Origin of the sequence: Sorangium sp. So ce185 (genome assembly GCF_051526825.1) — a bacterium.
GTDB lineage: Bacteria > Myxococcota_A > Polyangia > Polyangiales > Polyangiaceae > Sorangium > Sorangium cellulosum_D.
In genome coordinates this window covers 11,230,739-11,245,709 of record NZ_CP150316.1, presented here as the reverse complement: position 1 = coordinate 11,245,709, position 14,971 = coordinate 11,230,739, and the positions used below count along the sequence as shown (strand labels likewise).

Below are 14,971 nucleotides of genomic sequence, written 5' to 3'. Positions count from 1 at the left end.
CGGTCCGAGGGCATGCCCGGCTCCTTCGCGCCGCTCGCGCGCAGGGCCGACCCAGCGGTCGCCACGGTCAAGGCCCGCGTCGAGCGGCAGCAGCACCCGGGCGGCCGCCGCCGGACGGTCGCCGAGGGGCTCGGGACGGCCTTCGTCTACGACCCCGAGGGCTTCCTGCTGACGAACAACCACGTCATCGAGGGCGCGACGGACATCCTCGTGAGCTTCGTCGACGGACGCGACATCAAGGCGACCGTCGTCGGCCGCGACAAGCACACGGACGTCGCCGTGCTGAAGGTCGAGGAGAAGGGGCTCCCGTCGCTGCCGCTTGGCGACTCGGACACCATCGAGGTCGGCGACTGGGTGGTCGCGATCGGCAACCCCTTCGGCCTCTCCCACACGGTGTCGGCGGGCATCCTCTCGGCCAAGGGCCGCACCCGGGACGACGTGAAGGGGCTCGATCCGAGCGGTTATTTCAACTTTCTCCAGACGGACGCGAGCATCAACCCGGGCAACTCCGGCGGCCCGCTCCTGAACCTCAAGGGCGAGGTGGTCGGCATCAACGCGGCCGTGCGCGCCAACGCGAACAACATCGGGTTCGCGATCCCGATCAACATGGTGCGGCAGCTCCTGCCGATGCTGCTGCGCGACGGGAAGATCCGCCGGAGCCAGGTCGGGGTGATCGTCGATGTCCTCAACTCGATCGAGGCGGGGCGGCTCAAGCGGCCGGATCGAAAGGGGGCATGGGTGAAGACCGTGGTGGCGGGAGGGCCCGCGGACCGGGCCGGCATCGCGCCGGACGACGTGATCATCGGCTTCGAGGGAAAGCCGATTTCCGACCCGAACGAGCTCAGATGGATGGCGAGCATCGCCGGCGTGAACAAGGTCGTTACGCTCCGCGTCGCGCGGCTCGAGCGGGTCTTCGATGTGCGCCTCACGCTTGGCGAGCTCCCCGAGCTCAACGAGGAGGCCGATGAGCCGTGAGCCGGGCAACGCGGAGCGTAACGACCTTGTGCCCGGCACGCCCGCCGGCCACCGCGCGCCCGGCCTGGGCATCCGCCGCGCGACGTTCCTTGCCCCCCAGCCTCCTCAGGTAAGCTGACCCCGTGGCCTCTCTACCTTCCTCCCCGGACGAGCTCGAGCCGGTCGCACCTCCCGGCCCTCCCGGCGACGCGCCGGGCGACATGGCGGGTGACGACCTGCCCGCGGGGGGCGACCACCGCCGAGCGGAGCAGCTCCACGCGCGCCTGAATAGCGCTTCCGCCCGTGCGTCCAATCGCGAGGCACGACGGCGGGAAGCGGAGGAAGATCGTGAGCTCATCGAGCGGGCGCAGAAGGGGGACCAGGCGGCGTTCCGCTCGCTCGTGGAACGGCACCAGCGCCGGGCGTTCGCGATCGCGATGGGGCTCGTCCGCGACGAGAACGACGCGCGCGAGCTCGTGCAGGACGCGTTTCTCCGCGTCTACAAGGGGCTCGGCTCCTTTCAGGGCGGCTCCTCGTTTTTTACTTGGCTTTACCGGATCGTCACCAACCTGGCGATCGACCTCATGCGCAAGCCGGGGCGCCGCGACCTCGAGCTCCAGGAAAACCAGGCGGCTGAAGAGCAGTCCGACTTCCCGCTCGTCGCCCGGATCGACGGCGCCGACCCCCTCAACGTCGTCCGCCGTCGGGAGATCGCCGGGCGCATCCAGGCCGCGCTCGACGCGCTGCCGCCTTACCACCGAGGCGTGATCCTGATGCGGGAGGTCGAGGGGATGTCCTACGAGGAGATGGCGCAGGCGATGGGGGTCTCGAAGGGGACGATCATGAGCCGCCTGTTCCACGCCCGTCAGAAGCTTCAGCGCGCCCTCGCTGACTGCTACGCGGAGGAAGAGGGCAAGGGAGCCGCAGAGGACCCGGAGGAGATCGCGTGAGCACCGCCAACAGCAGCAAGGCGAATCACGGGGATGCGAGCGCCCCGCCGACGGATCTGGAGCTGATGCTCTATGTCGACGGTGAGCTCGATGAGGCGCGCCATCGGCAGGTGGAGGAGTATGTGCTCCACGACCCGCGCTGCCGAGCGAAGGTCGCGGGGCTCGTCACCGCAGCCGACATGATCCGGGACAGCGCTCTCGCCTCCAGCGCGGCCGACGGCATCGCCGACGGGGTCATGGCGAAGATCCTCGAAGGGCAGGGGGCGGCCGCGAAGGCCAACGGAGGCGCTGCGGTGCAGCCGGTCGCGGCGTCGCCGCCGGCCGCGCTGGAGGCGAGCGCGCGGGCGCAGCTCCAGGGATCGCCGGCCAACGACAACGCGCGCGGGATCTTCGCGCTGACGGCGCTCGCCGTGGCCGCGGCCGCCGCGATGATGGTCTGGGGTCGGACCGACGTGGAGGCGCCCAGCGCGGCGCTGACCGCGCCGGCGTCCTCCGCAGAGCTCGCCCCGCCGCCCGCCGCACCGACGCACGAGCCCGTCGCCGCGCCGAGCGCTGAGGGCGAGATCGAGCCGGGCGTCGAGGTCGCCGCGGTCGACTTCGGGGCGCGCATGGGGTCCATCTTCTACGTTCCGCGGGAGGCCGCGGCCTCAGGCCCGACGACCACGGTGGTTTGGCTCTCCGATGAGGGTCCGGGAGGACAGTGATGAGATTTCTTGCGAGTGCGATCACCGCGATCATGGTCCTGGCGCTCGGCGTGAGCCCTTCCCCCGCCGTCGCGCAAGGCAAGGCGCCGGCGCCCGCCCCGGCGGCGCCGTCCGACGCCGCGATCACGACCGAGGTCGTGGTCCTCCACGCGACGAACGACGGGTCCGGCATCGATCCGAAGATCGGCAAGATGCCCGAGCTCGGGAAGCCGCCGTTCTCGGCGTACAACAGCTACAAGCTCCTCGATCGGCTGAAGATCAGCCTGCAGAAGGGCAAGCCGACCACGACGAAGCTGCCGAACGGCAGCGTCCTCATGGTGTCGCTGAAGGACGTCGTGGCCGCGAAGAAGCAGGACGAGCCGAAGCGCTTCGTCGTCAGCGCGAGCATCCAGAAGCCAGGCGGCAACACGTTCCTGCCGCTGCTCGAGGTGAACGCCAAGGCGGGCGAGAATTTCTTCGTGGCGGGTCAGCAGCACCAGGGCGGCGTGCTCGTGCTCGGCATCAAGGTCGCGCCCTGAGCCGAGGGCGCTCGGCTCCCGCTCAGCGACGGCCCGAGGACGGCAGCGCGACGGGCAGGTCGAGGTAGAAGGCCGCCCCGCGCGGGGCGCACGCCTCCGCGCGGATGCTGCCGCCGTGCGAGGCGACGATGTTCCTGACGATGCTCAGGCCGAGCCCGGTGCCGCTCCCGTCGGTCTTGGTCGTGAAGAAGGGGTCGAAGATCCTCGGCAAGTGCTCGATGTCGATCCCGTGCCCCTCGTCCCGGATGGTCACCGTGATGTAACCGTCCTCCGGCGACGTCGCGGTGGTGATGCCGAGACAGCCACCGTGCTCGTGCATCGCGTGCGCGGCGTTCGTGAACAGGTTGACGAACACCTGCGTCAGCGGGTCGATGACGCCCCGCACCGGAGGTATCTCGCCGAAGCATCGCTCGACGGTGACGCCCGTCTGGTCGAGCAGGTGCTCGCAGAAGACCAGCGCGCGCTCGATGATGTCGTGGAGGGAGACGGCGCCCGGCTTCTCCGTGGACGGCCGCGCGTAGGTGATGAGGTCGCGCGAGAAGCGGAGGATGCGGTCCGCCGCCTCGTTGATCCTCGCGAGCCGCTCGATGTCCGAGGGATCGAAGCCGCTGCGCTCGCCCTTGCGGCGCAGGTACTCGGAGTAGGCGAGGATCGAGGTGAGCGGGTTGTTGAGCTCGTGCACAACGCCGGCGGCCATCTTCCCGAGGGAGGCCAGCTTCTCGGCCTGGATGACCTGGGCGCGCAGCGACTCGTGCGCGCGCGCCTCGCGGAGCGAGGCGCCCAGGGTGAGCACGAGCCGGTCGACCAGCGCCTGGATGGGCGCGCTGTCGAGGTACACGGCGTCGTCTGCCGCGATGTGCATCGTCGAGCGCCCTTCAGGCTCGATGGCCGCGACGCGCTCGAAGGCGAACTCCGGGAGGAGCCGCGCCGGATCGCGGCCGTCGTCGCGGCGAGCGCGCGGCGACACCCGGACGACCGCCTGCGCGCCCGTCGCGCCCGGGATGTACACGCCGAGACCGCAGCCGGGCAGCATCTTCGCGGCTGCGCCGAGCAGCGCCGAGGCGCGCTGCTCGATGGAAGCGGACGGATCCAGCTCGCTCGACGCGATCAGCAGGTTGTCGATCCACTCGAGCGGGAGGTCCCGGGTGAGGGGCTTTCGAAGCGTGACCGGAGCGTCGGACAACGGCCGCTTCCCCAGGCGCTCCGCGCTCCTCCCGCTCACCCGATCCCCCTGTTCGGGTCGTCGCCGCTCGACCGGTCGAGATCGATGATCTTCGCGGCGCCGACATAAGATTTCGTTTCGTAGCGGGTGATCTTGCCGATCTTGCGGACGATCTCCGCCATCCGCTCGGCCTCGCTGCGGATCGTGGCCGCCGCCCCCTTGATGGGGGACGCGTCGTCGATCCGGCGGCAGATCAGCTCGGCGTAGCCGAGCACGCTGGTGAGGGGCTGGTTCAGCTCGTGCGCGGCCGCGCCCGCGAGCTCCGCGATGATGGCCTGCTTCTCGCGAGCGCGGAGCTCCTCCTGCGCCTCGGTGAGGCGGGCCTCCATCCGCATCCGCTCGCGCAGGTCGGTGAAGATGCCGACGGAGCCGACCGGGACGCCGTTCTCGAAGATCAACGCCGCGGAGAGGTGCACCGGGATGCGCGACCCGTCCTTGGCGAGGACCTCGGTCCGGTAGCCCTCGAGTCGGCCGGGGCCGCCGTGCTCCTTCGCGTGGATGAGCCTCATGATCTGCTCGGCGTTGTGGTCGGGATAGAGCGCGCGGACGTTCATCGCGCCGACGACCTCCTTCGCGTCATAGCCGTAGATCCGCTCGGCGGCGCGGTTGAAGAGCAGGACGACGCCCGCCATGTCGGCCGAGACGATGGCGTCGACGGAGCTCTCGATGACCCGCTCCAAGAACTCCTTGGTCTTGGTGAGCTCCGCCTCGGTGGCGCGCTCCGTGGTGACGTCGCGGAAGCTGACGAGGACGGCGCCGCTCTCCTCCCGGAGGACGCTGCTGAAGCTGAAGCTCAGGATGAGCTTCTCGTGCTCGGGCACGCCCCGCCTCACGGTGAAGTCCACCATGTGCGGGAACGACCCCTTGGCGAAGCCGGCGCGGATCTCCTCGAGGAGCGGGAGCTCGCGGGGATCGACGAGGTCGGCCAGGTTCGCCTTCTCGAGGTCCTCCGCCGTGCGCCCGGTGATCGCCTGGGCGCGCGGGTTGGAGAAGAGGATGTGGCCGTCGGGATCGACGACGATGATGCCGTCCGCGGTCGAGTGGAAGAAGTCGGCGTAGCGCTGGAGCGCCTTGAGCCGGCGCTCCGCCTCGAACCGGGCGAAGGTGCTCTGCTGCGTCTGATCGCGGAGCGACTGCAGGATGCGCGCGTTGCGCAGGGCGATCGCGGTGGCGCTCGCGACCGTGCGCGCCAGCGAGAGCTCGTGCGTGTGGGGGGCGACCGGCTGCCGCCCCCGCAGGAAGAGCACGCCGAGCGGTTTGTCCTCGAACAGGATCGGCAGAAGGGCGAGCGAGCGGAACGCGTTCTCCGGGAGCTCGGCACGCACGATGTCGAACAGCGGGTGCGCCTTCGCGTCGTCGATCACGAGCACGTCGCCCGTGCGCATGACGCGCTGGATCTCCGGGTACTTCCCGAGATCGATCGGCAGATCGCGGAGCTCCTTGTCGTCGCTCGCGGCGACCACGTAGCCGACGTCGCCCGAGTCGCGCACGAGCACGATGCTGCAGCGATCGACGCGCGCCACCTCGGCGATGCGGCGCACGACCGTGAAGAGGATGTTCCGGAAGTCGAGCGTCGAGGCGAGCGCCTGCGTCAGCTCGAGGACGACCTTCGCGTCGTGCTCCTTGCGCGCGAGCGCGTCGACGTAATCGCGGATCCGGAGCTGCCCGCGGATGCGGGCGATGAGCTCGGCCGGGCGAAACGGCTTGCGGATGAAGTCGTCCGCGCCGAGCTCGAAGGCGCGGGCGACGTCCTCGTCCGCGTCGAGCGCCGTCAGCACGACGACCGGCACGTCCTGCGTGCGGCGATCGTCCCGTACGGCGCTGAGGACCACGTAGCCGTCCGGGGGCGGCATCACCAGATCGAGCAGCACAAGCGCGGGTACGCTCGCCTTGAGCCAGGCGAGCGCCTCCGCTCCCGAGGTGACCGCGACGGTCTCGATGCCCGCGTCGGCCAGCGCGTGCAGCAGCATCTGCCGGCTGACGGCGTCGTCATCCACGACGAGCACAGGATCACGGCGAGACACACCGCAAGCTTATCGATTCCACGCTGGAGCGATGAGAGAATTCCGGCTCACGGCGCAACGCTGGCCCGCTCACCAAACGTGGCGGGCGGCGCGGCGCATCGGGGCGCCGCGCGCGCGGCGTGGGTCAAGAGAAGAGATCCCCCTGCTTCGCCGCGGGAGCCGCGATGCCCAGGTGCTCGTACGCGCGGCGGGTCGCGATCCTGCCCCGGGGCGTGCGGCCGAGGAAGCCCTGCTGCAGCAGGAACGGCTCGTATACGTCCTCGATGGTGTCGCGCGGCTCACTGAGCGCCGCGGCCAGGGTGTCGACGCCCACCGGGCCGCCGTCGTAGTGATCGATGATGACGCGCAGCAGCCTGCGGTCCATCTCGTCGAGGCCGGCCGCGTCGATCTCGAGCCGCTCCGCGGTCTTGCGCGCGATCGCCATGGTGATCGCGCCGTCGCCGAGCACCTCGGCGAAGTCGCGCACCCGGCGCAGGAGGCGGTTGGCGACGCGGGGGGTGCCCCGCGAACGCGCGGCGATCTCGCGCGCGCCCCCGGCGTCGATCGGCACGTCGATCAGGCCGGCGCTGCGCTGCACGATGCGCTCGAGCTCCTCGACGGGGTAGAAATCGAGGCGGACGACGTGGCCGAACCGCGACAGCAGCGGCGCGGTGAGCAGCCCGGTGCGGGTCGTGGCGCCGACGAGCGTGAACGGCTTCAGCGCGAGCTGGATCGTCGTCGCGTACGGGCCGTCGCCGGTCATGATGTCGATCTTGAACGATTCGATCGCGGGGTAGAGGCTCTCCTCGACCGCCGGCGTGAGCCGGTGGATTTCGTCGATGAAGAGCACGTCGTTGCGCTCCAGCTTGGTGAGCAGCCCGGCCAGCGCGCCCTTGTGCTCGATCGCCGGCCCGCTCGTGACGTGGAGGGTGACGCCCATCTCGCGGGCGAGGATGTGGGCGAGCGTCGTCTTGCCGAGCCCGGGCGGGCCGCAGAAGAGCATGTGGTCCAGCGGCTCGTGCCGGCGGCGCGCGGCCTCGACGAAGACCTTCAGGTTCTCCGTGTGCTTGGCCTGGCCGACGTACTCGGCGAGCGAGGCCGGCCGGAAGAGACGGTCGAAGCGATCGTCGTCGCCTGTCTCGGCAGGAGAGAGCGCCCGTTCAGGCATGCCCCGGGAGTACCGCGGGCAGAGGGCGAAGGGAAGCGATCCCGCGCGCGGAAGGAGCGTGCGTCGCGCGCCGCCGGCGGCTGCGGGCGAGGTCAGCCGAGCGCGGGGACCGACGAGAGGCGAGGGCGGCGCGGCGGCGGGACGCGCGGCAGCCGCGCGCGGCAGAGCGGGCGGCCGTCCGGGGCTCCGTCGACCTCGAGCGAGCCGCCGTGGAGCTCGATCACCGAGCGCGCATGGCTGAGGCCGAGGGTCAGGCCGCGCCCGCGCGCCGTGGTCTGCCGGCTGAACAGCGCCTCCAGCTCGTCGGGCGGCACGTCGCGGCTGCCGTACTCGATGTCGATGCGGACCTCGCTGTTGAACTCGCCGGCCATCGTCGCGGTGAGGCGCACGAGGCGCGCGGACGGGTCGGCCGCGCCGGTCCGGAGCGCGTGCGCCACGATGACGGCGATCGCGCGCGTCGCGTACGCCTGGTCGACGGGGATCAGCGGCAGCGTGTCGCCGACCTCCACGACGACCTCCCCGTCGGCGTCGCTCGCGAGCTCGCGCGCCTTGCGGATCGCGCCCGCGATGAGCGCGCCGACGGACGTCGGCTGAGGCTCGAGCGTGAGCTGGCCGGCCTCGACGCGCGCGGCGTCAAGGATCGACTCGATGAGGCCGAGGAGCTCGCGGCCGCGCGTCGAGATGAGCTCCAGGCTCTCGCGCTGGGCGGCGGTCAGGTCCTCCTGGCCCACGAGCTCGGCGAACCCGAGGATCGCGTTCAGCGGGCTCTTGAGGTCGTGGCTCACGCTCGCGAACAGGAGGCCGCGCATGCGCTGCGCCGCCTCGCGGGCCTCGAGCGCGCGCTCCTGCGCCGCGGCGAAGACGCGGAAGCGCTCGGCGAGATCCTCGATGGCGTGACCGAGCCGGGCGACGACGGCGAACCGGGCGGGGCGGGCGATCTGCGTGGCGCCGCGGAGCACGCTGTCCGTGCCGAGCAGGCGCACCTGCTTCGTGGCGTGCACGAGATCGGCGGCGAGGACGCGGCCGAACAGGTTGCCGAGCACGCCGGCGACCAGCACCGCGAGCAGCGCGACGAGCGCGCCCCAGATCGCCGCGGAGGGCTCGAGGTCGGCCGAGAACCGGATGTTGGCGCAGCCGCCGTCGAGCGGCGTGATCACGGCGATCTGCCCGTCGGCCTCGCGGCCGAAGGAGGGCTCCGCGCTCACGCAGTCGTGCTGTACGCGCGCGAGGAACCCGTACTCCGCCGCGGCGGCCACGACGTCGTTGCGATCGGCCTCCGCGATGGCCCCGAGCGACGGATCGAGCGCCGTCCGCGCGATGAGCCCCGCGGTCGTGCGCCGGCTCCGCTCGATGAATGTCTGGAGGTGCGCGTTCGCGATCAGCACCGCCCCGACGCCGACGAGCAGCACCGGCGCGGCGACGGCGAGGAGCAGCTTGTAGGTGACCCGCCGGCGCGGCGTCTGGTAAAATTCGGCCGTCTCGAGCAACGAGCCGATCGCCTCGGCCGGGCTGATCTCGAAGAGGCTGAACGTCGTGGCGCGCGTCAACACGTAGTGCGGGATCGCGGACGCGCAGAGGATCGTGATCGCGAGGATGAGCAGGCTGACCGCCCGGCCGTCGTCGAGCTTCTCCGGCCTGATCCCCGGGATCATGGTGAGGCTCGAGATCGTCGAGCTCGCCAGCACGAAGCGCAGCGCCAAGGACGGCGGCAGCTCGGCGAACCGCTCGAGCTCCTCGTGATCGATGTCGCGCGAGCCGATCATGAGCGAGCGCAGCAGGTTCCGGTGCGTGCGCAGCCGGAGCAGCGTCAGCAGCGTGGTCGCGACGATCGCGGCGAGCGCGATCTTGGCGCCGACCGAGAGCACGCTCGCGGCGACGTCCTGCTCCAGGATGAGCAGCTTCGGCGCGAGCGCCGCGATCGCCCCGAACGCGGCGACGCCGACCAGCGCCTGGCGGACGAGCACGCGCCGCGCGAAGTGGATCGCGTCGTCCCTCATGCGCTCTTCGTTCATACGATCCTCCCACCTGGCCGGCCGCCGCCCGGCTCGCTCACGGGCGTCGCCGCCGCGTCCGGCGCGGGCGGCTGGACCGGCGCGGGCTGGGGGGGCGGGGCGACCCAGAGCGGCAGGGTGATCGTGAAGGTCGAGCCCCGCCCGAGCTCGCTCTCCAGCTGGATCGTCCCGCCGTGCATCATCACGAGGCGCCGCGCGATCGAGAGCCCGAGCCCCGTCCCGGCCCGGCGAGAGCGCACGTCGCCGGTCTGCCGGTACTCCTCGAAGACCGCCGACGTCTCCTCCGGCGGGATGCCGGGGCCGGTGTCCTGGACGGCGATGGTCGCGTAGCGGCCGCGCGCCGCGATGTGGACCGCCACCGAGCCGCGCGCCGTGAACTTGACGGCGTTCGAGACGAGGTTCGTCAGGATCTGCCGCACCCTCCGCGGATCGGCGTGCGCGAGGAGGCCGTGCTCCCCGGTGACGCGCAGCTGGATGGGCTTGTCGCGCGCGGCGGCGGACGCCTCCCGCATCACCTGATCGACGAGGACGCGGAGGTTGACGGCGCGGCGGGAGAGCTGGAGCTTGCCCGTCTCGAGCGCCGACAGATCGAGGATGTCGTCGATGAGCGTGCGCAGGTGCTCGCCGCTCTGCCGGATGACGGACAGCGCCTCGCGCGCGTCCTGGCTGAGCGGCCCGTCGACCTCGCTCTCGAGCACGTGCGCGAACCCGAGGATGGCGTTGAGCGGCGTGCGCAGCTCGTGGCTGAGCCCCGCGAGGAACGCCGAGCGCTCGCGGTCCATCGCGGACGCTTGCTGGAGATCCGCCCGGTAGGAGCGCTCCGCCGCGGCGAAGCGGGTGATCAGCAGGTTGAAGGCCGCCGTCAGGAGGCCCACCTGGTCGAGCGACCTGATCGGCACCGGCTCGGTCTGGATGAGGTCGGTGCTCGACGCGCTCTGTCCGTGACCGCGCGCCATCGCGGTGATGCGCTCGCGCAGGTAGTCGACGTCGTCGCGCGCCGCCTTGGTGAACGAGAGCGCGACCGCGACCGCCACGCCGAGCAGCAGCGTCGTGAGCGCCGCGACCGCGTTGCCGAGGGCGAGCGAGTCGGGCGGCGGGGTCGGCGCCGAGACGAAGGTGAGCACCGAGAGGTGGGACAGGGGTGGGCGGAGCGGGCGCGCCGCGAACCGGACGCGGCCGAGCGAGGTCGTCTCCTCGCCCTTGCCCCGCGTGAGCATCTGGAAGATGTCGGCCTTGGCCGGCGCGCCGAAGCTCTCGTTCACCAGCACGTGGCCGTTCTGCTCCACGAGCAGGATCTCCGACCCGGTCCGCCGCGCCGCCTGCCCGAGGACCTCGGTCCGCTCCGCGTCGGCGGTCCCATGGAGCCGCGCCGCGAGCGTCGCGGCCAGCACCTCCGCGCGCAGGCTCGCGGCCTGATCGCTCATCCTGGCGAGCTGGCGGATGCCGATCAGCGCGATCGCCACCGCCGTGGCGATCCCCACGACGATCACGATCGCGGGCGCGAGCGGCACGAGCGGCATCGTGCCGCGAGGCCAGCGGATGAGGCGACGGCGAGCCACGGCGAGGGCAGGATGCTAGCGCGCTTCGGGCGGCGTACGGGCCGCCTCAGGCGCCCGGAGCGCGATGGGGCTTACCCGCCTCACCTGGGGTCGGTCGCCAGGAGCGCGAAGACGGAGTGGTCGAGCCAGCGGCCGTCGCACCACTCGGCCTGCCGGGCGATGCCCTCGAAGCGAAACCCGAGACGCCCGATGACCGCGAGGGAGGCGTGGTTGTCCGTGGCGGCCGCGACCCGCACCCGGTGCGCGCCCATGTGGCCGAACGCGAACCCGAGCGCGGCCTTCGCGGCCTCGGTCATCAGGCCGCGCCCGGTCGCCTCCTTGCGCAGCCAGTACCCGAGCTCGCAGGAGCGGTGCAGGTGCACGCACGACTCGAGCCCGACCACCCCGGCGAGCGTGCGGTGCGCGCGCTCGCGGATGACGAAGCGCAGCGCCCTGCCGTGATCCCAGTCGGCGGCGCACGCCTCGGCGAAGCGCACGCTCGCGGCCGGATCCGTGTGGAACTGCACCCAGGGCAGCCAGCGCTGGAGCGTCGCGCGCGAGCCGCTGACCGCGAGCCAGAGCTCCGGTCCGTCGGACGGATCGATCGGCACGAGGAGCAGCCGCTCGGTCTCGATGGGGCGGGCGCGGACCTCGCTTCGAGGTGGGAGGATGAGCATGGGGTCACCGGCACTGGATGCGAGCGGCGTAGGGCTCGAGATGACCCGCCTCGTAGTCGAGCCAGGCGACATACCACTCTCCGGGCTTCGCGCCGGGGCTGATCGATGGCGCCGGCTGATCGCCGCTGACGCGGGCGAACTTCGTGGGCGCGCCGATGCCGTCGCGGTTGATCGATGCGGTCAGCATGCGGCCCTGCTCGAACCAGACGAGCTGGGCCTGACCGCTCGGCGCGATCGCGACCGACGGGCGCGCGCCGGTCTTCGAGAACCTCTTGCGCCAGAGCGGCTGCCCCTTGGCCGGATCGATGTACGCAGCCGACGCGCCCCCGATCGGCGCCTCGCCGTGCCAGACGACGAAGCAGCCGGCCGCGCCGCACGCGAGCGAGGGGCTGTCGCTGCGTGCCCGGTCGCTGTTCACGAGCGACAGCTCGCCGAGGGCGCGGTCGGCGCGCTTGCCGGGCGCGGCCGGCGGGAGCCCCTTGTCGGCGCTCGCGAGCGGGAGGCGCATGTACTGGATGACCCGCATCGGATCGCGATCGAAGCGGAAGGCGAGGTGCATCACGTCGCTCGTCACCGCGATCGAGGGCAAGCGGACGCGCGGCTTCGACGGGCCCGTCGGGGTCACGTCCGTGAGCCGGATGATCTCGCCGACCGGATCGAGGTTCGGCGAGAGGCGGCGCATGAAGAGGTCCTCGGAGGAGGCGTTGTCCCCGTCGTCCGACCACGCGATCACGAACCCCTCGGGGGCGCGCGTGAGCGAGGGCCAGGAGTTCCCCCCGCGAGGGAAGCGGGCGACCATCATCGCGGGGCCGTCGATCCGGCCGCTGGCGTCGAGCCAGCGCACGTACACGCCGGCCTCGGGCCCCTTGCCGTCCCAGTACGTGAGCACCAGCCGATCGCCGGCGGTCGTCAGCTCGGGGCGACCGATGGCGCGGCCCTCGGGCGTCACGTCGAGCGCGGGGGACGACGGGCGCATCGCGCTGTCGAGCGCCGCCGTGTACGCGTGCTCGGTGCCCTCGTGCGAGTCCGTCCAGGTGATCACTGCGCCGCGCGGCCCGAGCGAGATCGAGGGCCGGCTGGCGCCGATGGCGCGGCCGCCCTCGCGCACGAGATCGTGCGTGCGCGGCCGGGCGAGCCCGGTGAGCTGGCACGGCGCCTTGCCGCTCGCGTCCTTCAGGGCGACCTGCACGTGCTCGATCAAGGTCCGAGGCACGGGGTGGTTGCCCTTCTCCTGAGCGTCCCTCAGCAGCCGGAGCGCGGCCTTGAGATCGCCGGCGGCGATCGACTCCTGCGCCTGCGCGACGAGCGGCGGCCACTGCAGGCCCGGCGGCTCGGGCTGGGCGTCGGCGCGCGCCGGCACGGCGGCCGCCGACGCGGAGGACGAAGGCGCGCTGACGACCGGCGGCGGCGCGGCGCTCGACGAGACGGGCGGCAGCGTCGTCGGCTTGAGGAACTGGCGGTAGCCCGCGTACGCGGCGCCCGCGGCGAGCACGAGCACGCCGAAGACGACGAGCGCGCGACCGGCCCCGCCGCGCCTCGGCGGCGAGCGCTGCGCGAGCGGATCGGACACCGAGGCCTCGCCCGAGCCCCCGGAGAACGTGATCTGCTGCCCCGCGCCCTGGCTCACGCGCCCGGCCGGCGTGCCGCCCGGTGAGCTCGAGAAGTCCAGCCCGGCGAACGGATCCAGCCCGCGCTCCGCCGGGCCCGAGGGGACGGTGCGCCGCGCTTCGTTGGGGGTCACACGGACGACCCCCGGCGGATCGAACGTCACGTCCGCTGGCGGGTCGCCGCCGGTCGGCAGGACCCCCGCCTGCGACGGCTCGGCGCCGCGCGGGGGCGTCGGCTGCGCGACGCCGAGCGCGATCGAGAGCTCGTCGGCGAACTCCTTCGCGGTCTGGAAGCGGCGATCGATCGAGCGGTCGAGCGCCTTCTCGAACCACACGGTGAAGCTCGGCGGCAGATCCGGGCGGAGCGCCGAGGGCTGCGGCAGCGGCGCGTTCGCGATCTGCGCGAACGTCATCGCGACGCCCTGCTCGGTCTGCCAGACGGTGCGGCCGGTGAGGCACTCGTAGGTGATGCAGCCGAGGGCCCAGAGGTCGGCGCGATGATCGACCGCCCCCTGTCCGCGCACCTGCTCCGGGCTCATGTACGCCGGCGTTCCGAAGACCGCGCCCTCGCGGGTGAGGCGCGCCTGCGCGTCGCCGCCGTCGACGGGCGCGTAGAACTTCGCGAGCCCGAAATCGAGGATCTTCGCGCAGAGCCGGCCCTCCTCGTCCTTCGTGAGGAAGATGTTCTCCGGCTTGAGGTCGCGGTGGACGATCGAGGCGGCGTGCGCCTTCGTGAGCCCTCGACACACCTGGGACACCACCGCGACGGTGGTCTCCGGATCGAGGTACCTGACCACGGTCATGCGCTCGTAGAGCGACTCGCCTTCCAGGAGCTCGAGCACGAGGAAGGGCCGCCCGTCGTCGAGCTTGCCGGAGTCGTAGACGTCGCAGATGAACGGGCTACGGATCGACGCGGCGGCTCGGGCCTCGCGGAGGAAGCGCTCGACCACAACGGCGGAGGTCGTCAGCTCCTGTGCGAGCACCTTGATCGCCACGCGCTTGCCGATGTCGATGTGCTCGGCCTCGTACACGGCGGCCATGCCGCCGCGCCCGATCTCGCGTGTGATGCGGTATTTTCCGGCGAGGACCGTGCCTACCGGGATCTTCGCTTTGTTCGGCAAAGCCATCAGGCAGGGCTGTCCCGCGACTGGATTCGCCAGCGGAGACTATTCGAGCCGGGTCGCAAGAACAATGGCGAGCGCGGGGGGACCCGTCCGGGAGGGGGAGCCACCCCCTCGGGGCGCCGTGGAGGCGGGCTCTGCCATCGCCCGGACGGAGCCGGGGGGCGGCGCCGGCCCGGGAAAGGAGGAGGCGGACCCACCCCGGCGCCTGGGCGAGGGGGGCGGGCGCGCTTCCGCCCGGGGCCCCTCCTCGGGCTCCCCGGGGCGGGGCGCCGGGGCGGTGAAAAAAGTAAGCGGGCTCTGATTTCCGGAGGCCGGAACCACTTTTCTCACGCACGCGCAGTGCGCGAAACATTCCGGAAACATGAGCTTGGGTACACCAGCCTGGACCTCGGGTTGCTGCGCCAGCGCCCGGGGTGAAGGGTCGCCGATCCAGCTCTGCTGGATGGGCCCCTGAGTCGTTGACAAGCGTCGGGGCAATGCTCGGCAGGCCGGGC

The 14,971-nt window shown here is 72.0% G+C and carries 11 protein-coding genes; 4 read left to right on the top strand and 7 right to left on the bottom strand.

The window, feature by feature from the left end:
- Positions 1–12: 12 nt before the first annotated feature.
- The 4 genes from WMF26_RS41385 to WMF26_RS41370 all read left to right on the top strand — a co-directional run bounded on the left by WMF26_RS41385 (position 13) and on the right by WMF26_RS41370 (position 3,126).
- A complete protein-coding gene (locus tag WMF26_RS41385; RefSeq protein WP_061628275.1) occupies positions 13–975 on the top strand; it encodes a S1C family serine protease in 963 nt (320 codons plus the stop codon).
- A gap of 122 nt (positions 976–1,097) precedes the next feature.
- A complete protein-coding gene (locus WMF26_RS41380; protein WP_437333632.1) occupies positions 1,098–1,904 on the top strand; it encodes a sigma-70 family RNA polymerase sigma factor in 807 nt (268 codons plus the stop codon).
- A complete protein-coding gene (locus tag WMF26_RS41375; protein ID WP_437997233.1) occupies positions 1,901–2,608 on the top strand; it encodes an anti-sigma factor family protein in 708 nt (235 codons plus the stop codon). The genes WMF26_RS41380 and WMF26_RS41375 overlap by 4 nt, the downstream gene beginning before the upstream one ends.
- Positions 2,608–3,126, top strand: a complete 519-nt coding sequence (locus WMF26_RS41370; RefSeq protein WP_437333630.1) for a hypothetical protein — start codon at positions 2,608–2,610, stop codon at positions 3,124–3,126. Before WMF26_RS41375 ends, WMF26_RS41370 begins: the two co-directional genes overlap by 1 nt.
- A gap of 22 nt (positions 3,127–3,148) precedes the next feature.
- On the opposite strand, the gene WMF26_RS41365 is transcribed toward WMF26_RS41370, so the two are convergent.
- The 7 genes from WMF26_RS41365 to WMF26_RS41335 all read right to left on the bottom strand — a co-directional run bounded on the left by WMF26_RS41365 (position 3,149) and on the right by WMF26_RS41335 (position 14,480).
- A complete protein-coding gene (locus tag WMF26_RS41365; RefSeq protein WP_437997232.1) occupies positions 3,149–4,309 on the bottom strand; it encodes a sensor histidine kinase in 1,161 nt (386 codons plus the stop codon).
- Between the two features lie 35 nt (positions 4,310–4,344).
- A complete protein-coding gene (locus WMF26_RS41360) occupies positions 4,345–6,372 on the bottom strand; it encodes a PAS domain S-box protein (protein WP_437997231.1) in 2,028 nt (675 codons plus the stop codon).
- Between the two features lie 124 nt (positions 6,373–6,496).
- A complete protein-coding gene (ruvB, locus tag WMF26_RS41355) occupies positions 6,497–7,519 on the bottom strand; it encodes a Holliday junction branch migration DNA helicase RuvB (RefSeq protein ID WP_061628269.1) in 1,023 nt (340 codons plus the stop codon).
- Positions 7,520–7,611: 92 nt separating this feature from the next.
- On the bottom strand, positions 7,612–9,531 hold the full coding sequence (locus tag WMF26_RS41350; protein ID WP_437951615.1) for a sensor histidine kinase: 1,920 nt from the start codon (positions 9,529–9,531) through the stop codon (positions 7,612–7,614).
- Entirely contained in the window at positions 9,528–11,090 is a 1,563-nt protein-coding gene (locus tag WMF26_RS41345) for a sensor histidine kinase (protein WP_437333626.1), read from the bottom strand. The genes WMF26_RS41350 and WMF26_RS41345 overlap by 4 nt, the downstream gene beginning before the upstream one ends.
- A gap of 80 nt (positions 11,091–11,170) precedes the next feature.
- The gene (locus WMF26_RS41340) at positions 11,171–11,746 is read right to left on the bottom strand and encodes a GNAT family N-acetyltransferase (protein WP_020740276.1); all 576 of its coding nucleotides are present in this window, start codon (positions 11,744–11,746) and stop codon (positions 11,171–11,173) included.
- 4 nt (positions 11,747–11,750) lie between these two features.
- Complete coding sequence (locus tag WMF26_RS41335) at positions 11,751–14,480, bottom strand: serine/threonine protein kinase (protein WP_437333625.1); 2,730 nt, start codon at positions 14,478–14,480, stop codon at positions 11,751–11,753.
- Positions 14,481–14,971 lie beyond the last annotated feature (491 nt).